19 protein-coding genes are annotated in these 19,801 nt (G+C 66.7%); 8 read left to right on the forward strand and 11 right to left on the reverse strand.

Features of this window, described 5'->3' with window-relative positions:
• The first annotated feature begins 72 nt into the window (after positions 1-72).
• The 3 genes from H7J73_RS12250 to H7J73_RS12260 all read left to right on the forward strand — a co-directional run bounded on the left by H7J73_RS12250 (position 73) and on the right by H7J73_RS12260 (position 2,465).
• Positions 73-705, forward strand: a complete 633-nt coding sequence (locus tag H7J73_RS12250; protein ID WP_264067645.1) for a LysE family transporter — start codon at positions 73-75, stop codon at positions 703-705.
• A gap of 93 nt (positions 706-798) precedes the next feature.
• A complete protein-coding gene (locus H7J73_RS12255) occupies positions 799-1,377 on the forward strand; it encodes a hypothetical protein (protein ID WP_264067646.1) in 579 nt (192 codons plus the stop codon).
• Positions 1,374-2,465 carry a PrsW family intramembrane metalloprotease gene (locus tag H7J73_RS12260; protein ID WP_264067647.1) on the forward strand — a complete coding sequence of 364 codons (1,092 nt, stop codon included), beginning with the start codon at positions 1,374-1,376 and terminating at the stop codon, positions 2,463-2,465. Before H7J73_RS12255 ends, H7J73_RS12260 begins: the two co-directional genes overlap by 4 nt.
• 50 nt (positions 2,466-2,515) lie before the next feature.
• Here H7J73_RS12260 and H7J73_RS12265 read toward each other — a convergent pair whose 3' ends face one another.
• From H7J73_RS12265 to nadA, 4 genes are all read right to left on the reverse strand, one after another.
• Positions 2,516-3,064: a hypothetical protein gene (locus H7J73_RS12265; protein ID WP_264067649.1), complete on the reverse strand. Its 549-nt coding sequence runs from the start codon at positions 3,062-3,064 to the stop codon at positions 2,516-2,518.
• A gap of 194 nt (positions 3,065-3,258) precedes the next feature.
• Positions 3,259-4,116 (reverse strand): carboxylating nicotinate-nucleotide diphosphorylase, encoded by an 858-nt coding sequence (gene nadC / locus H7J73_RS12270; RefSeq protein ID WP_264067650.1) that lies wholly within the window; start codon positions 4,114-4,116, stop codon positions 3,259-3,261.
• Complete coding sequence (locus H7J73_RS12275; RefSeq protein ID WP_264067651.1) at positions 4,116-5,702, reverse strand: L-aspartate oxidase; 1,587 nt, start codon at positions 5,700-5,702, stop codon at positions 4,116-4,118. The genes nadC and H7J73_RS12275 overlap by 1 nt, the downstream gene beginning before the upstream one ends.
• Positions 5,699-6,721, reverse strand: coding sequence for a quinolinate synthase NadA (nadA, locus tag H7J73_RS12280; RefSeq protein ID WP_264067912.1), 1,023 nt, complete (start codon positions 6,719-6,721; stop codon positions 5,699-5,701). Before nadA ends, H7J73_RS12275 begins: the two co-directional genes overlap by 4 nt.
• 69 nt (positions 6,722-6,790) lie before the next feature.
• Between nadA and H7J73_RS12285 the strand changes: the two genes are divergently transcribed.
• Positions 6,791-7,483: an NUDIX hydrolase gene (locus tag H7J73_RS12285; RefSeq protein WP_264067652.1), complete on the forward strand. Its 693-nt coding sequence runs from the start codon at positions 6,791-6,793 to the stop codon at positions 7,481-7,483.
• 61 nt (positions 7,484-7,544) lie between these two features.
• The gene (locus H7J73_RS12290) at positions 7,545-8,897 is read left to right on the forward strand and encodes a lipase family protein (RefSeq protein WP_264067913.1); all 1,353 of its coding nucleotides are present in this window, start codon (positions 7,545-7,547) and stop codon (positions 8,895-8,897) included.
• 14 nt (positions 8,898-8,911) lie between these two features.
• On the opposite strand, the gene H7J73_RS12295 is transcribed toward H7J73_RS12290, so the two are convergent.
• The 3 genes from H7J73_RS12295 to bioB are packed head-to-tail and all read right to left on the reverse strand — an operon-like array spanning position 8,912 to position 10,822.
• Positions 8,912-9,574: a DUF2567 domain-containing protein gene (locus H7J73_RS12295; RefSeq protein ID WP_264067653.1), complete on the reverse strand. Its 663-nt coding sequence runs from the start codon at positions 9,572-9,574 to the stop codon at positions 8,912-8,914.
• Positions 9,571-9,798 carry a biotin synthase auxiliary protein BsaP gene (gene bsaP / locus H7J73_RS12300; RefSeq protein ID WP_264067654.1) on the reverse strand — a complete coding sequence of 76 codons (228 nt, stop codon included), beginning with the start codon at positions 9,796-9,798 and terminating at the stop codon, positions 9,571-9,573. Before bsaP ends, H7J73_RS12295 begins: the two co-directional genes overlap by 4 nt.
• 22 nt (positions 9,799-9,820) lie before the next feature.
• Complete coding sequence (gene bioB, locus H7J73_RS12305; RefSeq protein WP_264067914.1) at positions 9,821-10,822, reverse strand: biotin synthase BioB; 1,002 nt, start codon at positions 10,820-10,822, stop codon at positions 9,821-9,823.
• A gap of 83 nt (positions 10,823-10,905) precedes the next feature.
• Here bioB and H7J73_RS12310 point away from each other — a divergent pair, with 83 nt between their 5' ends.
• The gene (locus tag H7J73_RS12310; protein WP_308207409.1) at positions 10,906-11,526 is read left to right on the forward strand and encodes a TetR/AcrR family transcriptional regulator C-terminal domain-containing protein; all 621 of its coding nucleotides are present in this window, start codon (positions 10,906-10,908) and stop codon (positions 11,524-11,526) included.
• Here H7J73_RS12310 and H7J73_RS12315 read toward each other — a convergent pair.
• Genes H7J73_RS12315 through H7J73_RS12330 form a run of 4 tightly spaced genes read right to left on the reverse strand, consistent with a single transcriptional unit; the run spans position 11,519 to position 15,271 of the window.
• Positions 11,519-12,040 (reverse strand): 2'-5' RNA ligase family protein, encoded by a 522-nt coding sequence (locus tag H7J73_RS12315; RefSeq protein ID WP_264067655.1) that lies wholly within the window; start codon positions 12,038-12,040, stop codon positions 11,519-11,521. The genes H7J73_RS12310 and H7J73_RS12315 overlap by 8 nt on opposite strands.
• A gap of 1 nt (position 12,041) precedes the next feature.
• Entirely contained in the window at positions 12,042-12,722 is a 681-nt protein-coding gene (bioD, locus tag H7J73_RS12320; RefSeq protein ID WP_264067656.1) for a dethiobiotin synthase, read from the reverse strand.
• Positions 12,719-13,867: an 8-amino-7-oxononanoate synthase gene (locus H7J73_RS12325; protein WP_264067657.1), complete on the reverse strand. Its 1,149-nt coding sequence runs from the start codon at positions 13,865-13,867 to the stop codon at positions 12,719-12,721. Before H7J73_RS12325 ends, bioD begins: the two co-directional genes overlap by 4 nt.
• Before the next feature lie 54 nt (positions 13,868-13,921).
• Positions 13,922-15,271, reverse strand: a complete 1,350-nt coding sequence (locus H7J73_RS12330; protein ID WP_264067658.1) for an adenosylmethionine--8-amino-7-oxononanoate transaminase — start codon at positions 15,269-15,271, stop codon at positions 13,922-13,924.
• Between the two features lie 88 nt (positions 15,272-15,359).
• On the opposite strand from H7J73_RS12330, the gene sucT reads away from it, so the two are divergent.
• Together sucT and glgX are read left to right on the forward strand one after the other, a co-directional pair.
• Positions 15,360-17,531, forward strand: a complete 2,172-nt coding sequence (gene sucT, locus H7J73_RS12335) for an acetyltransferase SucT (protein ID WP_264067659.1) — start codon at positions 15,360-15,362, stop codon at positions 17,529-17,531.
• 63 nt (positions 17,532-17,594) lie between these two features.
• Positions 17,595-19,796 (forward strand): glycogen debranching protein GlgX, encoded by a 2,202-nt coding sequence (glgX, locus tag H7J73_RS12340; protein ID WP_264067660.1) that lies wholly within the window; start codon positions 17,595-17,597, stop codon positions 19,794-19,796.
• The last annotated feature ends 5 nt before the right edge of the window (positions 19,797-19,801 follow it).

Consider the following 19,801-nt stretch of genomic DNA (forward strand, 5'->3'; position numbering starts at 1 on the left):
AATTGTCCCTGATCGGTCCAGCTGAATAAAAATCGATTGAGCTGCAATGTCGCCCACTGCCACACTGCAGCCATGCAATGGCAACTGTGGTTGGCGTTTCTGGGCGCGGCTGTGGCGATCAGTCTGTCACCGGGCGCGGGCGCAATCCTGTCGATGGCGACCGGATTGGCACAGGGGGTGCGGCGCACCTACTGGTCGATCTTCGGCCTGCAGATCGGCCTGATGACACAGCTTGCGCTGGTCGCCATCGGGCTGGGTGCCGCGCTGGCCAACTCGGTGCTGGCGTTCACCATCATCAAGTGGCTCGGCGTGCTCTACCTGATCTACCTGGCGGTTCGGCAGTGGCGGACCGCGACGTTCGACCTCGGCGCGCAGCTGGGCCAGTCCACCGACGGCAGAGCGGCACCGATGATGCTGCGGGGTTGCCTGGTCAACGTCACCAACCCCAAGGGATTGGTGTTCCTGCTGGCGGTGCTGCCGCAGTTCGTCGTGCCGTCGGCGCCGCTGCTGCCGCAGTACCTGATCATCGGCACGACGATGGTGGCGGTCGACCTGGTGGTGATGGGCGGTTATGCGGCCCTGGCGGCGCGTGTGCTGCGCTGGCTGAGCACGCCTCGGCAACAGATCGCAGTGAACCGGACGTTCTCCGGCCTCTTCGCCACGGCTGCAGTGGGGTTGTCGTTGGTGCGACGCACGACCGCCTGAAGCGTGGTCTTGCGCTAGCAAAGAGGTTGCTGATCACCTATTGTTTCCACCGAATCCTGACAGCATCGTCAATTCCATAGGGGTGAGTGGGGCATGGCAGAACCGTCCGTCGTCTTAGATCGGCCGCCCCGAAGACGCCGGCTGACCCAACGGCCCGCTGCGGTAGCTCTCGCAGCGGGCCTGATCGCCGTCCCCGGACTGCCGATGCTGGCCAATGAACTACTCCCCGAACCGGCCTGGGAAAGCGCCGAAGCCACCCAGCAGGTCGATGTGTACACCGCCGAAGGACACGGCGTGGTGGTCACCGCTCCCGACGGCTGGGAAGCCCAGGACAACGGCGACAGCGCACTGCTGCGAGCGGACGGATCGATCGTGGCCGTGCAGGTCTACGAAAGGTCGGGACGCGATCCGGAGTCCGTAGCCCAGCGACTCATGCGGGCCAACCGCATCCAGGGCATCAGTTCGGCCCTCGACGGCGGCACGATCGCCTCCGTCGATGGCACGTTGACCGGCCAAACCTGCTTGGTGGTCACCACCGACATGACCGGCACCTGTGCCTACCTGATGGACGACGATGTCGTGGTCTCGGTGATCTCGCTGGCCCGGCCCGGCCAACCCGCACCACCCATCGTCGATGTGGTGGGCCCGATGATGAAGAGGGACAAGCAGTGACCGCCGCAGACGTGGCCGCCGAGCCGACCACCGTAGCCCGAACCCCCGTTGTCTACCGCCCGGAATCGGCCGTCTTCTGGGTCTTTCTCGCCGCCCTGGTGATCGGCATCCTCGAGCTCCTGGAGAGCAGCGCCGTCGCCGTCCACGAAACCCTGGACGCGCAGATCGCTCTCAGTCCGATCTGGGTGGGCTTCATCGTCTTCATGATCTGGCTGATGCTCAAGTTCGACCCGTTCCGCAGCGTGCGCGCCTATGCCCAGGTCCTGGTCGCCGGCGCGGCGCTGGGTGGCACCACCGCGGTCGTGATGGCCATGAATGGCAACGACGCACTGTCCGCCGTGTGGTCGCGGGTACTGGCACCCGATACCGTGACGCAATGGTCGGCCGCGCTGACCGCGCCGTTCATCGAGGAAGCCTCCAAGGTGTTGTGCGCAGTGGTGATCCTGGTGCTGGCCGCACGGGTGCTCACCCGGATCTCGCACGCACTCCTGCTCGGCATGTTCGTCGGATTCGGGTTCGACGTCATGGAAGACCTCACCTACGCCGCCAACGAGGCCATCTCCAGCCTCGACTCCGACCTGTCCGGCGCCGGTTCGAACCTGGTACTGCGGATTCTCACCGCGGTGCCCGCGCACTGGGCGTACACGTCGCTGGCGACTGTCGGTGCCCTGCTGTTGCTGCCGTCGTTCGCCGGGCGCGCGCAGTGGCCGTGGCCGCGACGCATCCTGGTGGCCGGCACGCTGATGTTCTGCGCCTCGCTGATGCATTTCATCTGGGACTCCCCGACCCCCGGCTGGGACAGCGGCGGTCTGCCGACGCTGATGATCAAGTTCGCGGCCAATTTCGCGATCTTCCTGATCCCCGTGGTGCTGTTGTTGCGCGCAGAGCGCCGTTGGGTGACCGAGCGGATCGATGCCGAACGGGCCGGGCGCCTACGGGAATTCGATGCGGCAGTGCTGGATTCGTTGCCGACTCGCCGAACCCGCAGGCAGTTGCAGCGGCAGTACCGCCGCGACGGCGGCCGCCAGGCCAAGAAGGCGATCGGATACCAGCAAAACCGCGCGCTCGACGCGATCCAGGCTGGCTAGGCCGGTCCGCCGCCGGGTTCGAGGTGCGTCCCGGCGGCTTCGACCGGCGGCTACTTACACAGATTGGTGATGGTGGTGTTCGCCGCGTCGGCGTCACGCAGCCGCCCGGCCTGCTGCGGGTCGCTGTTCTGAGCTCCCGCGGTGGACGCCGCACCGATGTCCATCAAGGTGTTTCCGAAGGCACGCACCGCGTCTGCCAACTCCGGTGCGGTACTGGGGTCCAGTCGCGCGAGAAGGTACTGGCCACCGTCGTAGAGCGACAGCCGGGCGTTGGCAGCAACGGCGAGCGCGCCGGTCACATCGTCGGGGCCACCGGGCGGCACGAGATTGGTGTTCTGGGAGACACCGGTCCGGACCGTGTTGAACGCGGTACATATTTTCGCTTTGCTGTCAGCCCGTTGCGCATCGGTGTAGGTAGGGGTGGCCGAGTCGGCTGATGAGGACGTCTTCGCCGGCCGGACGAGGGCCCACGCAGCCAGGCCGACAGCGACCACAGCAATGACTGCAACGACAATGAGGGCGAGCCGACTCCGATCGTTCGACGGCGTGGGGCGGTGGGCGCGGCGGGTGGACGAATCAGCGTCTGTGGGTTCCGACATGTCGCGATGGTAGCTGCCGGCGGCGACCTCCCGGCCCATAAGCAGCTCTTCGGCGGGTATCGCTGGTGACGTTCGTGCGCGCCGACCGCGTGCGGCACCAGCCGTCACTTCATTGGCGTGCTCTCGGATTTAATCCGACAGCTAACCGTCACCTGCGACTTGTCAGGTGATCGGCGGTGCACCACGTCCGGAAACTACATGTCCAGCCCGATGTCGAGGATCCGTACGGAGTGGGTCAGCGCTCCGACGGCCAGGTAGTCGACGCCGGTGCTGGCATACGCCGCTGCCGAGTCGAGCGACAACCCACCCGAGGATTCCAGCTGTACACCTGGCGCCCGAGTGTCCCTACGCTGCACGGCGATCTGCGTTTCCCAGACCGCGAAGTTGTCCAGCAGCACCAATTGGACGTCCTCGTCCAAAATCGCGTCCAGCTGATCCAATGAGTCCACTTCGACTTCGCACGGCAGATCCGGTGCGGCCTCTCGGACGGCGCGCAACGCGGCGACCACCGAGCCCGCGGCGGCCACATGGTTGTCCTTGATCAGCGCGGCATCGCCGAGTCCCATCCGGTGGTTCACCCCGCCACCGACGCGGACCGCGTATTTCTGCAGCGCCCGCAGGCCGGGCAAGGTCTTTCTGGTATCCCTGATCTTGGCCCTGGTGCCCTCGACTTCGGCGACCCAGGCAGCAGTCGCCGTGGCAATGCCCGACAGGTGGCAGACCACATTCAGCATCGTCCGTTCCGCGGTGAGCAGGCCGCGGGTTTCGGCCTCCAGTGTCAGCAGCGCGTCACCTGGGTTGAGACGGTCACCGTCGTCGGCGCGGCCGAGCACACGGTAGCCGTCCGCGCCGAGCACCTCGTCGAGAACCATCAGCGCGATGTCGATCCCCGCCACCACACCGTCCTCGCGGGTGATCATCGCGGCGGTCGCCATCGCGTCGGCGGGAACCGTCGACAACGTGGTGATGTCAGGCCCGAACCGCAGGTCTTCGTCGAGACCACGAACGATGGTCGCGCGCGCCTCGGCGAGTTCGAGGTCGCTGAGCATCATCACGCCACCGCCGCGGGCGCTTCGACCACTGCGCTGCCCCCGACGAGCCGGACCACTGTGCTGCGGGCCTCGGTGTCGACGGATTCGGGATGGTCACCGCGGTGGTGGCAACCACGACTCTCGTTGCGCGCCAATGCCGCTGACGCGACGGCCTGCGCAGTCACCGTCAGGGCGATGTCCTCGAACCCAGCGCGTGTGGCCGGGTTACGGCGGCGCGTGGTGCCGAGCAGATCGTCGAGCCTGCGCAGTCCGGCGGCATCGCGCACGACGGAGGCATGGCGTGACATTCCCTGCTGGAGTTCCGCGCGGCCCAGGGCGTGATAGTCCGGCCGATCGGTCAATTCGCCGCGCGTCGGTCCGGTCGACGCGGCGTGCGAGGCCGCTTCCCGCCCGGCCCGTCCACCGACCACCAAACCTTCGAGCAAGCTGTTGGAGGCCAGCCGGTTCGCCCCGTGCATGCCTGTCCGGGCGACCTCGCCGGCGGCATACAGCCCAGGTAGCTCCGTGCGTCCGTAGGCGTCGGTCAGAACACCACCGCAGCTGTAGTGCGCACCGGGAACCACCGGGATTCGTTCACTGGTCGGATCGATCCCTGCGGCGCGGCAGGCCGCGGTCACCGTCGGGAAGCGTTCTTCGAATCCTGCGATGCCGGTGGCGTCGAGGTAAACACAAGGATCTCCCGTCTCGGTCAGCCGTGCGTCGATCGCCGCCGCCACGACATCCCGGGGCGCAAGGTCACCCATCGGATGCATCCCCGCTGTCACCGAATGTCCTTGATTGTCAACCAAAGTCGCGCCTTCGCCGCGGATCGCCTCGGTGATCAGCGGCCGGCGACCGCCGGTGTGGCCGTCGAACAGCATGGTCGGATGGAACTGAATGAACTCGATATCACTGACCGGGACTCCCGCCCACAACGCCAGCGCAATACCGTCGCCGGTCGACCCGTCGGGATTGGTGGTGGCGCCGAACAGATGCCCGAGACCGCCGGTCGCCACGACGACGGCGGGTGCATGCACGATGCCAAGGCCATCCTCGCCGAGCACCTCCACCCCGGTGACGCCGGCATCGTCGCGCAGCACCCGTAGCGCGACATGGTTACGCCGGATGTCCAGCAGCTCCGCTGCCCGGTCGAGGGCGCGCTGCACTTCCGCCCCGGTCGCATCACCCCCGGCGTGGATGATGCGGCGCCGGGAATGCCCACCTTCGCGGGTCAACGCCCACTGTCCCGGTTCGGATTCGTCGAAATGCGCTCCGGCGGCGACCAATTCCGTCACCGCGCGGTACCCGTCGGCGACGATCGAGTACACCACCTCAGGATCGCAGAGCCCGCCACCGGCTCCGACGGTGTCCGCGACGTGGGCATCGATCGAATCCTCGGTGCGCGGCAGTACCACCGCGATACCGCCCTGGGCGTAGAAGGTGGCAGTCGCCCCTTCTTGTTGTGGCGCTTTGCTGAGCACGACGACACGCTTGCCCTGCCGATGCGCCGCCAGTGCCGCAGCCAGGCCCGCGACGCCCGTCCCGATCACCACCACGTCGGCGCGCTGTTGCCAGTGGGTACCGCCGCCGCACGCAATGGCGGTCATTCTCCGCCGCCGGGCTGCCCGATCTCGATCATCCGTTGCACACTGCGGCGGGCCAGCCGCGCTGTCTCGAGGTCGACGTGAACCTCGTCGGCACCCTCGACGAGGCAGCGCAGCATCGCTGCCGGGGTGATCATCTTCATGTATGTGCAGGACGCGCGATCGTTGACTGCCTGGAAATCGATATCCGGTGCGGCCCGACGCAACTGGTGCAACATCCCGATCTCGGTGGCAACCAGTACCTGACGGGCATTCGTCTTGCGGGCCTGGTCGAGCATGCCGCCGGTGGACAGGATCTTGACCCGGTCCTCCGGGAAGGCGCCCTCGCCGGCCAGATAGAGCGCCGACGTCGCGCAACCGCATTCGGGGTGGACGAAGAGCTCGGCGTCCGGATGACTCCTGGCCTGATCGGCGAGCTCGTCTCCGTTGATAGCGGCGTGCACGTGGCACTCGCCGGCCCAGATGTGCAGATTGGTGCGGCCAGTCATCCGACGGACGTGCGCGCCGAGGAACTGGTCCGGGCAGAACAGCACATCGCGGTCGGGATCGATGGACGCCACCACCTCGACGGCGTTCGACGAGGTGCAGCAGATGTCCGTCAGCGCCTTCACGGCAGCGGTGGTGTTCACATACGACACCACCACCGCCTCGGGATATTCGTCTTTCCAGGCCTGCAGTTCCGCGGCCGTGATCGAGTCGGCCAGTGAGCAGCCCGCCCGCTGATCCGGGATCAGGACGGTCTTCTCCGGGCTGAGGATCTTCGCGGTCTCGGCCATGAAGTGCACACCGCAGAACACGATGGTGTCCTCGGTGGCCTCAGCTGCGATCCGCGACAGCGCCAACGAGTCGCCGACGTGATCGGCGACGTCCTGAATAGCCGGTAACTGGTAGTTGTGCGCCAACAGGGTGGCCCCGCGCAGCGTTGCCAGACGCCTGATTTCCGCCGCCCACTGCTCGTCGCCGGGCACGCCCGAATACCCGCCGGGGCCGTCGGTGATCTGCGCGGCCAGAGTGGATTCCATTGCAAAGCGGTCCAGCACGGTCACGGCCGCTCCTTTCGCCGTAGAGGTTTTCGACTTATAATCGAAAACATGGTTCATATTAGCACCGCCCATGAGGTGCTCGCCGTCGTGTTTCAGGTACGGCGCCTCGGCACACCGAAACCGCAGCTCAGCGTCCTGTTATGGCAGCGTGCACAGGAACCGCAACGTGGCGCGTGGTCCTTACCCGGCGGCAGCCTGCGGCACGACGAAGACATGACGAGTTCAGTTCGGCGTCAACTCGCCGAGAAGGTGGACCTCCGCGAGATCGCCCACCTGGAGCAGTTGGCGGTGTTCTCCGATCCCGATCGCGTTCCCGCAACCCGCACCATCGCCTCGACCTTCCTGGGCCTGGTGCCCTCCCCCGCCACCCCCGAACTGCCGCCGGACACCCGCTGGCATCCGGTCAGCGCACTGCCCCCGATGGCCTTTGACCACGGCCCGATGGTGACCCACGCCCACGCCCGACTGGTTGCCAAGCTGTCTTACACCAACATCGGATTTGCCTTGGCCCCAAAGGAATTCGTTCTTTCGACGCTACGCGACATCTACAGTGCGGCGTTGGACTACCAGGTGGACGCGACCAACCTGCAACGTGTCCTTCAGCGCCGCGGCGTCATCACCCGCACCGGCACCACTGCGCAATCGGGTCGCAGTGGCGGCCGGCCGGCCGCCGTGTTCCGCTTTGCCGACTCCCAGTTGCGTGTCACTGACGAGTTTGCCGCCTTGCGTCCGCCAAGCTGAAAAGATTGGTTTTTAAGGGATCTTTAAGAGACAATGGCGGCTCATGTCAGAGGGAGTCAGCATGGACATCGGCAGCGCAGCCAAGTCGACCGGCGCCGAATGGATCGGCCGCCCGGCGCACACGGAGTTGCAGCGCAGGGTCCAGCCGGCACTCCCGGCAGATGACCCCTTCTACCAGCCGCCACCAGGTTTCGAGCATGCCGAACCCGGCACGGTGCTGCGCTCGCGTGACGTGGAGATGGCGTTCCTCGGGCTGATTCCCCAGCGCCTCGCGGCCACCCAGCTGCTGTATCGCACCACCGATATGCACGGCAATCCGGAAGCGACCGTGACGACTGTGCTCGTGCCTGCCGAGCGAACCCCCGAAACACCGTGCCCGATCGTGTCCTATCAGTGCGCCATCGACGCCGTCGCCGGTCGCTGCTTTCCGTCCTATGCCCTGCGCCGCGGCGCCAAAGCCGTCGGCGCGCTGGCGCAGTTCGAGTTCCTGCTGATCGCCGCGGCCCTGGCCGAGGGTTGGGCCGTCTCGGTGCCCGACCACGAAGGGCCGAACGGCACGTGGGGCGCACCGCACGAGCCGGGATACCGAGTGCTCGACGGCATCCGCGCGGCGCTGGGTTCCGAGCGACTCAACCTGGCCGCAGACGCCCCAGTGGGACTGTGGGGGTACTCCGGAGGCGGGCTGGCCACCGCGTGGGCCGCCGAGGTCACCGGAACCTATGCGCCCGAGCTCGACGTCGTAGGCGCCGTCCTCGGCTCGCCCGTCGGCGATCTCGGGCACACTTTCCGCCGACTCAACGGCAGCTTTTATTCGGGCCTGCCCGCGATGGTCGTCGCAGCGCTGTCCCACATCTATCCCGACCTGGACCGGGTGATCAAGGAACATGTCACGGTCGAGGGTCAGGCGATGCTGGACCGCGTCGAGAAACTGACCACCATGGCCGCGGTGATCAAGATGATCCGCAGGGACATGAGCTCCCTGGTCGACCGGCCGCTCGAGGAGATCCTCGACAGCCCCGAGGTGCAGCACGTCTTCGCCGATATCAAGCTCGGCACCGCAGCACCCACACCGCCCGTGCTGATCGTGCAGGCAAAGCACGACCAGATCGTGTCCGTCGCGGACATCGACGAACTGGCCGACATCTACATCGACGGCGGCTCCGACGTCACCTACCACCGCGACCTGTTCAGCGAACACATGCTGTTGCACCCGATGTCGGCACCCATGACACTGCGCTGGTTGCGGGACCGGTTCGCCGGCCGCCCGCTGCAGGATCACCTGGTTCGGACCACCTGGCCCACGCTGCTCAATCCGTCCACGTATCGCGGGATGGCGCGGCTCGCACTGATCAGCGCCAAGGTGCTCAGTGGTCGACGGATCGAACGGAAACCGCTGTCCACCTTCGACCGGTAAGCGACCGAAACGCGTTACTGGGGCGCGGCCGGTGATTCCTCGGGTGGCACGAACGCCGGCACCCTCGGCACCGTGACGTCCACGGGTGGGTAGCCGCCGAGATCGTCGCGGGCGGTCGACACCGCGAACAGTGCGTAGATCAGGGCGGCCGTCGCAGCGGGCACCAGCAGTGTGGTGGCCATCTGTAATGGCGTGTGCCCGAAGAACACCGACGGCGCCTCGGTGAAGTAAACCAGCTTGTGCTCGGGCGTGACCGGCGCGGTGTCGACGTTGACGACGTCGTAGCGCAACCGCACCAGGACGGTACCGACGGCGGTGGCAACGGCCGCCGAGATCACCGCACCGATCGACAGCGCCGCCACCATCAACGGGCCGCGGTGGGCACGCCACTGCCAGACCAGGACCGGGGCGACGACCGCCACCACCCAGAGCAGGCCGAGCATCATGAACGCGGCGACGAAGAAGTGGTCCGCCTCATTACCGAGGTAGGCGTGCACCCGATTACCGCTTTTGGCCAGGGCAATCACGCCGTGCACCGGCGGCGCGATCCACGCCCAGACCGCGCCGACCGCGGCGCCCGCCACGGCCAGGCCAGCGATGACGACGAGCACGACCCGCCCTCGCGAGACCCGCGACGGCGCCGGGGCATCATCCACGGGCGGCGTCAGCTGGATCATCTCTGCGTCTCCAGATCTTTCGAATCGACCAGACCATGCCGGGAGCATTTCGCCCACCAGCCGTCCGGCCGTACCTGCACGATCATCCGACGTCCGCAGTCGGCGCAGAAGCGTGGCGGTTCCAGGCCCAGCTGCGCCGCCGCCGGCACCACCCCACCCGCGGGCGCACCGGTGTAGACATTGAAAATACCGGCTCCGACGGGAGTGGGCAGCTGTTGAACCATCACCTGGGAGTGCTCGCCCTTCTCAGAGGCTCGCGTTGAGGGCCTTGATCGGCATTTGCAGATCGTCGAGCAACTCCAGGTCCGCCTCGGCCGGACGGCCGAGCGTGGTCAGATAGTTGCCGACGATGACGGCGTTGATACCGCCGAGGATGCCCTGCTTCGCGCCAAGGTCACCCAAGGTGATCTCGCGCCCACCGGCGAACCGCAGCATCGTGCGGGGCAGCGCCAGCCGGAAGGCGGCGACGGCCTTGAGCGCCTCGGAGGCCGGCAGCACCTCCAGATCACCGAACGGCGTGCCGGGCCGGGGGTTGAGGAAGTTCAGCGGCACCTCGTGCGGGTTCAGCTCCGCCAGGTTCGCGGCGAACTCGGCACGCTGCTCCAACGTTTCGCCCATGCCGAGGATGCCGCCGCAGCAGACCTCCATCCCCGCCTCGCGGACCATCGACAGCGTCTCCCAGCGCTCTTCCCAGGTGTGGGTGGTCACCACATTGGTGAAGTACGAGCGCGCGGTTTCCAGGTTGTGGTTGTAGCGATGCACGCCCATCCCCACGAGCCGGTCGACCTGCTCCTGGTTCAGCATGCCCAACGAGCAGGCGATCTGAATCTCGACCTCGTTGCGGATCGCCTCGATGCCGGCGGCCACCTGCGACAGCAGCCGCTCGTCGGGACCGCGGACCGCGGCAACGATGCAGAACTCGGTGGCACCGGACTTCGCGGTTTGCTTCGCGGCCTCGACCAGGCTCGGGATGTCCAGCCACGCGCTGCGCACCGGAGACGCGAAAAGTCCTGACTGCGAACAGAAGTGGCAGTCCTCGGGGCAGCCGCCGGTTTTCAGGCTGATGATGCCCTCGACCTCGACCTCGGGTCCGCAGTGCCTCATCCGCACCTCGTGCGCGAGCGCCAGCAGTTCCTCGAGCCGGTCGTCCGGCAGCTGCAGCACCTCGAGGATCTGGTCCTGGGTCAGGCCTTCGCCACGCTCGAGCACCTGCTCACGTGCCAGTCCCAAAACGTCGGTACTGCTGATCGCCGACTGCGTCACCGGGCGCACTCCAATCTGCACGTGCGTGCGAATCCTTACTTGAACGGTGTTCAGGCTATGGTAGCGGCGTGCCACAGCACAAACGCGACCCCAGCGGCGAGATCGCCAGTCGAATCATCGCCAAGGCCACCGAGATCCTCGACAACTACGGGATCGCCGACCTGACGATGCGCAGGCTGGCCCGTGAACTCGACGTCACCGCGGGATCCCTGTACTGGCACTTCGCCGACAAGCAACAGCTGCTCGGGGCGGTCGCCGACGAGGTGCTACGCCCGGCGTGCGACACGGCCGAGGCCACGGACTGGCAGCACCGGATCACCGAGGCGTCGCAGCGGTTACGCGATGCGCTGCTGTCCCACACCGACGGTGCCGAGCTGGTCTCGGCCAGTTTCGCCGCCGGGCAGTCTGCGCGCATGCGCCAGATCCTGGCGGCGCTGGCCGACGCGACCGTCGACGCGGGCGTCGCACCCGAGAATGCCGAGCTGGCAGGACGCACGATCATCTACTACGTCCTCGGCTTCACCGTCGACGAACAGTCCAGACTGCAATGGGACGCCGCGGGTGCACTCGAACCCGAGCGTTCACTGCTGGATCCACGGGAAGCGCTGAACCACACCGGCCGAGCCTTCGAGTTCGGGTTGTCGGTATTGATCGACGGCCTGGCGGTACGGGCAGGAAACTTCAGCTGACCAGGATGTGTTCGACACGCTGATCACCATCCCAGCGGCGCAGCCCCACACAACGCCCGACCAGATCGGCCCCCTGCACGACGCCGACGGCCGCCTCAAGCTGTGCGGCGCTCAGTCGACGCGCCAACGTCACGTGCGGCGTCCACCGCCCCGGCGTGGTGTGTGGCGCCGGGCCGGCCGTCATGTGGGGTACACAGACCTGGTGCACCATGGCCTGCAAGCCCAGGAGCGCGGCTGACGGCACGATCAGCCGCGCCAGCGTGAATCGTCCCGCCCCGAACAGCAGTGGTGCTCCGATGACACAGTCCAGCGGGAGCAGGTCAGCCAAACCGATCAGGCCGGCGTCGACCTCGGCGGCGATAGCGTCGGCCACCGCGAGCGTTACGTGGGGCCGATTGCTCGCCCCGGTGTGACCGGCCTGGCTGGGCAACCCGGCCGCGGTCAACGCGTGCCACGCGCGGCGCAGCGCAGCGTCGGTCTCGGCGTCGAAGAGCACCTCGACCGAGTGCGCCATCTCAGCCGACCAGGCCGGTGACCCACCCCGGATCGAAGGCCGGAACGCTCAGCGTCGCGAAATCTTTGGCCGACAACGACCCCGCCCCGGCAGGCAACGCGGCCCGCACCGGCGCCAGCTCGGCCAGCGCACCACGGTTGGAGATTTCGGCCGCCCCGGGCTGGGCAGGCCAGCTGCCGATGATCAGTCCCGCGCACGTCAGTCCTTTGGCGGCAAGCGCTTCCAGCGTCAGCACGGTGTAGTTCAAGGTGCCCAGAGCCGGTGCGACCACGACCAGGACCGGTGCCGACAACTCGACTGCAAGATCGCGCAGCGTGACACCGTCCGCACCGAGTTCGACGACCAGGCCGCCGGCGCCCTCGACCAGCGTGAGCCGGTCCGGCGCATCCGCGTCGCGGATGGTGCTGAGCAGTTCTGCCCGCGTCGGCAGCGGAAGGCCGGCCGCCTCGGCCGCGGCGACCGGCGCCAGGGGTTCGGGATAGCGAGCGGAGCCGGTCAGCGCGGTGACCCCGGAGAGCCGACCGATTTCAGCGAGATCGTCGTCACCGTCCACGGTGCCGGTCTGGACCGGTTTGCAGACCGCGACGTCCAGGCCCCCGAGCCTGGCGTGGCAGGCCAGCGCGGCGGTGGCGACGGTCTTGCCGACGCCGGTACCGGTGCCGGTGACCATCAGAATGCTCATGAGCGTGCCCTTCCGAGGACCTCGGCGAAGACCTGACGCGACAGTTGCATTTCCTCGTCGCTGAGGGAGGCGCGGGCCGTCAGACGCAGCCGTGAGGTGCCCGCGGGCACCGTCGGGGGCCGGAAGCAGCCCACCCGCACCCCGTGGTCCAGACACGCGGTTGCGGCGGCCAGCGCCACCTCGGGGGCCCCGAGAATCACCGAGACCACCGACGATTCCGGCTGTTCTGGGACGTCACACATCTGCGCGAGCTCCCTGGCACGGCTCAGCACCGCGGCGGCCCGCCAGGGCTCGGCGGCGAGGACCCGTAGCGCCGCCATGGCGGCGCCGACCGCGGCCGGCGCGAGACCGGTGTCGAAGATGAATGTCCGCGCCGCATCGATGAGATGGTCGCGGACCGCCGCCGAGCCGAGCACCGCGCCGCCCTGGCTGCCCAGCGCCTTGGACAACGTAGTGGTCACCACCACGTCTGGGGCACCGGCCAGGCCGACTTCCTGCGACAGACCGCGGCCACCACTGCCCCGCACACCCAGGCCGTGGGCCTCATCGACCAGCAGCACCGCGCCGTACCGACGGCACACGTCGTGCAGCCGCCGCAGCGGGGCCAGCGTGCCCTCGGCGGAGAACACCGAATCGGTGACGACCAGTGCGCGTTCTTCGTCGCGATCGGCCAGCGCTGCCTCGACGGCGTCGACATCGGCGTGCGGAGTCACCACGACGCGGGCGCGCGAGAGCCGGCAGCCGTCGACCAATGAGGCATGCGAGAAGGCGTCAGACACCACCAGCGAGCCAGGACCGGACAGTGCGACGACCGCACCGATATTGGCGGCATACCCGGAGGCGAACACCAAAGCTGTTGACGCTCCCATGAATTCGGCCAACTCGACCTCGAACTGTTGGTGCAGTTCGGTGTCGCCGGTGACCAGTCGCGAACCGGTGGAACCGGCACCCCAGGTCCGCAGCGCGTCGACCGCACCGTCGATGACCGCCGGGTGCTGCCCTAGACCCAGATAGTCGTTCGACGCCAGGTCCACCTCGACGGCCCCGGCCCGACGCGGATTCAGCGATCGCCGCAGCCCAGCCAGCCGCCGCTGCTGCGCGACGTCCTCCAACCACATCAGCGGCGATACAACGGCGCGGGTCACCGGCTACTCCCCATCGATCACGGAATGTGAATCACGGATCCACTTGAACAGTGTTCAGGTTAACGCCTCAGGCCGATGATCTGACAACTGGGCAGCAACCGCCACCATTGCCGAGGTGATCTGCTCGATCTCTGCGGGCGGGCAGATGTACGGCGGCATCGCGTAGATCAGGTTGCGGAATGGACGCAACCAGACGCCGTTGTCCAGCGCGACAGGCGTGGCCACCGCGAGGTCGACCGGCTCGACGGTCTCGATGACACCGATCGCACCGCACACGCGGACATCGGCCACATTCGACAGCGACCGCGCCGGCTCCAGGCCGGCCCGCAGTCCGGCGCTGATCTCGGCGACGCGCGCCCGCCAGTCCTGCGCCAACAGCACCTCGACGCTGGCCACCGATACCGCACACGCCAGCGCATTGGCCATGAACGTCGGGCCGTGCATCAACGCGCCCGCCTCGGAGTTGCTGATCACCCGGGCGATCTCGGCGGTGCACAGTGTCGCCGCCAGGGTGAGGTAGCCGCCGGTCAACGCCTTGCCCACACACATGATGTCGGGGCTGACGCCGGCGTGGTCGGCGGCGAACAGCTCCCCGGTACGACCGAAGCCGGTGGCGATCTCGTCGAAGATCAGCAGCACGTCGTGGCGGTCGCAGATAGCTCGCAGGTCCGCCAGGTAGCGCGGATCGTGGAACCGCATCCCACCCGCACCCTGGACGACCGGTTCCACCACGACCGCGGCCACTTCGCCGGCATGGTCGGCGAGGATCTCCTCGAACTCGGCGCTGTAGGCCGGGTCGTAGCCCGTCGGCACCTGCGGAGCGAATATCTGCGCGGCCAGGACCGAGTTCTCCCCCGACCAGAGTTCGTGCATGCCGCCCTCGGGGTCACACACGCTCATCGGGGTGAACGTGTCGCCGTGGTAGCCGCCCCGCCACGTCATCAGCCGGTGCTTACCAGACCGGCCGTGGCTGAGCTGGTACTGCAACGCCATTTTCACCGCGACCTCGATCGAGACCGAACCCGAATCGCTGAAGAACACCGTCTCCAGGCCGGCCGGGGTGATCTCGACGAGCAGCTGGGCCAGCCGGGCCGCCGGTTCGTGCGTCAACCCGCCGAACATCACGTGATTGAGCTTGGCGAGTTGCCGGGTGACCGCTGCGTCGAGGACCGGATGGCCGTGCCCGTGTACCGCCGTCCACCACGAGCTCATCGCGTCGAGGACGCGAACCTCGCGACCGTCGCGGATCACCGTCAACCAGGCGCCCTCGGCGGCCACCGTCACGACCGGCGGGGGCGTCCCCGGGGCTCCGATCGTGCTGTAGGGGTGCCAGATATGCGCGGCATCGATGGCGCTGATTTGCAGGGGTGTTAGGGACGGGGACAACCCGGACTGCGCCGACACGGAGTCAGAGCCTAACGCGATACCGGGGACGCGCCGCCTTTGCTCGACGCGATCGACCCAGCCTGATTAGGTAGATTGTCCTTCGACCATGATGTTCTTGACCCCTCCCCGAGCGGCCCCAGCAACCGTTTCGGTTCCTGTGAGTGCCCCCACGATGGGTACCAGAAAAGCGGGCTTCTACCGCCACGATCTCGACGGCCTGCGCGGCGTCGCGATCGCACTGGTCGCTGTCTTCCACATCTGGTTCGGCCGCGTTTCCGGTGGTGTCGACGTTTTCCTCGTGCTGTCCGGATTCTTTTTCGGCGGCCGGCTACTACGAAATGCGCTCAACCCCGCGATGTCGCTGTCGCCGGGTCGTGAAGTCGTGCGGCTGGTTCGCCGGCTGCTGCCCGCGCTCGTCGTGGTGCTTGCCGCGTCGGCCGTCCTGACCATTCTCGTGCAGCCTGAAACTCGCTGGGAAACGTTTGCCGACCAGAGCCTGGCTAGCCTCGGCTACTACCAGAACTGGGAACTCGCCGACACCGCGTCGAACTATCTGCGGGCCGGTGAGGCTGTCAGCCCGCTGCAACACATCTGGTCGATGTCGGTACAGGGGCAGTTCTATATCGGCCTGCTGCTGCTGGTCGCCCTGCTCGCGGCCGGGCTACGCAAACCCCTCGGCAAACGACTGCGGGTTCTGTACATCACCGTGCTGACCGCGTTGACCATCGCGTCTTTCGTCTTTGCCATTTTCGCCCACCAGGCCAATCAGGCAACCGCGTACTACAACACGTTCGCGCGAGCCTGGGAGTTGCTGCTCGGCGCGCTGGTCGGCGCGCTGGTGCCCTACGTCCGGTGGCCGATGTGGCTGCGCACCGTCGTCGCCACCGTCGCACTGGCGGCGATTCTGTCCTGCGGCGCACTCATCGACGGTGTCGCCGAGTTCCCCGGACCGTGGGCACTGGTACCCGTCGGCGCGACGGTTCTGATGATCCTCGCCGCAGCTAACCGCCAGGGCGACCCGCGCACCCGGGACAAGATGCCGCTGCCCAACCGGATCCTGGCGATCGGCCCGTTCGTGACACTCGGCGCGATGGCCTACTCCCTGTATCTGTGGCATTGGCCACTCCTGATTTTCTGGCTCTCGTTCTCCGGCCACCCGCACGCGACGTTCCTCGACGGGGCAGGCATCCTCGCGGTGTCCGGGCTGCTGGCGTATCTGACGATGCGGTTCGTCGAGGAGCCGCTGCGCTACCGGGGCCCCGCCCAAGCCACGGCCCCCGTGGTGCGCCTGCCCTGGCGGACCCGGCTGCGCCGCCCGACGATCGCCCTGGGATCGGTGGTTGCCCTGCTCGGTGTCGCGCTGACCGCCACCTCGTTCACCTGGCGGGAACACGTCACCGTGCAACGGGCCAGCGGCAAGGAGCTGTCCGGGCTGAGCTCACGCGACTACCCAGGCGCGCGCGCCCTGATCAACCAGGCGCGGGTGCCCAAGCTGCCGATGCGGCCGACCGTGCTCGAAGCGAAGAACGACCTGCCCGAAACCACCGAAGACGGCTGTATCAGCGACTTCAACAACGGCTCGCTGATCAACTGCACCTACGGGGACAAGGACGCGGTCCGGACCATCGCGCTGGCCGGCGGCTCGCACGCCGAACACTGGATCACCGCGCTGGATCTCCTCGGGCGAATGAAGCATTTCAAGGTGGTGACCTATCTGAAGATGGGCTGCCCGCTGTCCACCGAAGAAGTACCGCTGATCATGGGGAACAACGCCGCCTACCCGCAGTGCCACGAGTGGGTGAACCAGACGATGGACAAGCTCGTCGCCGACCGTCCCGACTATGTGTTCACCACATCGACGCGGCCGTGGAACATCAAACCCGGGGACGTGATGCCCGGCAGCTATATCGGGATCTGGCAGAAATTCGCCGACAACAACATCCCGGTGTTGGCGATGCGCGATACCCCGTGGCTGGTCAAAGACGGTAGGCCCAGCGAAGCCGCGGATTGCCTGGCCGATGGCGGCAGCGCGGTGTCCTGCGGCATGAAGCGCTCCGATGTGCTCCAAGACCGTAACCCCACGCTCGACTTCATCGCGCAGTTCCCGAACCTCAAGCCGCTCGATATGACCGACGCCGTGTGCCGGCCGGACTACTGCCGGGTGATCGAGGGAAATGTGTTGCTATATCACGATTCTCACCATTTCTCTGCGACCTACATGCGCACGATGACCAATGAACTTGGCCGTCAGATCGGTGCGGCTACCGGCTGGTGGTAACACAGCGCCGACCTGGGCCCAGCGACTCGAGCGGCCCATGCCGGGCGCCGATAAGGTCAGACAATGTCCTCTTGGTCCTCTAGGTCGTCGTCGAGTGAGCCAGCCCCGTTAACCCAAGGAACCGCCGGTCCCCCGGTCACCACCGTCTGGCCGGGGACCGCTTATCCCCTGGGCGCGACCTACGACGGCGCCGGCACCAACTTCTCGCTCTTCTCCGAGGTCGCCGACAAGGTCGAGTTGTGCCTGATCGCCAAGGACGGCAGCGAGACCAGGATCAATCTCGACGAGGTCGACGGTTACGTCTGGCACGCCTACCTACCGACCATCACCCCTGGCCAGCGGTACGGGTTCCGGGTGTACGGGCCGTGGGACCCGCAGGCCGGACATCGTTGCGATCCCAGCAAGCTGCTGCTCGACCCCTACGGGAAATCGTTCCACGGTGATTTCGATTTCACCCAGGCGCTGTACTCCTACGACCTCGAAGCCGAGGATCTCGCCTCGGGCGGCACCCCGCCGATGGTCGATTCGCTCGGACACACCATGACCAGCGTGGTGATCAACCCGTTCTTCAACTGGGCCTCCGACCGCGCGCCGCGCACGCCCTACCACGAGACGATCATCTACGAGGCACACGTCAAGGGGATGACCGAATCGCATCCCGGCGTCCCCGAGGAGCTGCGCGGCACCTACGCCGGGCTGGGCCATCCGGCGATCATCGATCATCTGAAGTCGTTGAGTGTCACGGCGATCGAACTGATGCCGGTGCACCAGTTCATGCACGATCACCGGCTGATCGATCTCGGCTTACGCAACTACTGGGGATACAACACGCTCGGCTTCTTCGCGCCGCACTATCAGTACGCCGCCAGCCGGCACGCCGGTGGCGCAGTCGCCGAATTCAAGTCGATGGTCAAGGCATTTCACGACGAGGACATCGAAGTGATCCTCGACGTGGTCTACAACCACACCGCCGAAGGCAATCATCTCGGTCCGACGGTCAATTTCCGCGGTATCGACAATGCGGCGTACTACCGTCTGCTCGACGGCGATCAGAAGTTCTACAAAGACTTCACCGGCACCGGCAACAGCCTCAACGCACGGCACCCGCACACGCTGCAGTTGATCATGGACTCGCTGCGGTACTGGGTTCTGGACATGCACGTCGACGGCTTCCGCTTCGACCTCGCCTCAACGCTGGCGCGCGAGTTCTACGACGTCGACCGACTGAGCGCTTTCTTCGACATCGTTCAGCAGGATCCGGTGATCAGCCAGGTGAAGTTGATCGCCGAACCGTGGGATGTCGGTGAAGGCGGTTACCAGGTCGGCAACTTCCCAGGTTTGTGGACCGAGTGGAACGGGAAATACCGCGACACTGTGCGTGACTACTGGCGGGGCGAGCCCGCAACCCTTGGTGAATTTGCTTCCCGGCTGACGGGCTCCTCCGACCTCTATGAAGCCACCGGTCGACGACCGTCGGCCAGCATAAACTTCGTCACTGCGCACGACGGTTTCACACTCAACGACCTCGTCTCGTACAACGAGAAACACAACGAGGCCAACGGTGAAGACAACCGTGACGGCGAAAGCCACAACCGCTCGTGGAACTGCGGGGTGGAGGGGCCGACCGACGACCCCGAGATTGTCGCGTTGCGCGCCAAGCAGATGCGCAACGTCATCGCCACGCTGATGGTCAGCCAGGGCACCCCGATGATCAGTCACGGCGACGAGATCGGTCGCACACAGTTGGGCAACAACAATGTCTACTGCCAGGATTCGCCGCTGTCCTGGATGGACTGGTCGTTGTGCCAGACCAACTCCGACCTGCTGTCGTTCGCCCGCAAGGCCACCAAGCTGCGCCGCAAACACCCGGTGTTCCGCCGCCGCAGGTTCTTCGAGGGCAAACCCATCCGGACCGGCGATCAGGCCAGGGACATCGCCTGGCTGACACCGGCCGGCGCGGAGATGACCCCGCAAGATTGGGGTTCGGGGTTCGGAAAGTGTGTCGCGGTGTTCCTCAACGGCGACGCGATCGCGACCCCGGACTCCCGGGGTGAGCGCGTCATCGACGACTCCTTCCTGTTGTGCTTCAACGCCCATGACGAACCCGTCGACTTCGTCACCCCTGACGGTGAGGACTATGCGCAGGAGTGGACGAGCGCACTCGACACCGCCGCGCCCACCGGGGTCAGCGATCTCGTGGTGCGGGCCGGCGAAAAGGTGTCACTGCAAGCGCGTTCGCTGCTGGTTCTGCGGAAGACGGCCTGATCCGG

The organism is Mycolicibacterium komossense, from assembly GCF_025822605.1.
GTDB lineage: Bacteria > Actinomycetota > Actinomycetes > Mycobacteriales > Mycobacteriaceae > Mycobacterium > Mycobacterium komossense.